Genomic DNA, 243 nt, shown 5'->3' with positions numbered 1-243 from the left:
GTTAAAACTGTCTTCTTCTAATATGGTTTCGTACTGGCTGCGATCGATGGTAATCGCTTTTGTCGGTGTTTCAGCTGTTGATGCCGCTTTACCTGCTCCGTTGCTAATGGCACGACCAGATTTCTCATCCGCTTCTACAACGCCGGTACCGCCCTCTAGCAACTCATTTAACCAAGATTTAAATGCCATTTGACCATAGAGTGAAATCAGCTGATCTTTATCTGGAGTTGCCTTCACTAGGTC

The 243-nt window shown here is 45.3% G+C and carries 1 protein-coding gene; it reads right to left on the bottom strand.

Translation table 11 applies throughout. From position 1 onward, the window contains the following. A partial coding sequence (locus AB4585_RS23690) for a hypothetical protein (RefSeq protein WP_372171213.1) occupies positions 1-243 on the bottom strand: 243 nt, incomplete at both ends.

The organism is Vibrio sp. 10N.222.49.C9, assembly GCF_041474985.1.
Taxonomy (GTDB): domain Bacteria; phylum Pseudomonadota; class Gammaproteobacteria; order Enterobacterales; family Vibrionaceae; genus Vibrio; species Vibrio crassostreae_C.
The sequence above is the reverse complement of the archived record's forward strand: the minus strand, read 5'-3'. Positions and strand labels throughout refer to the sequence as shown.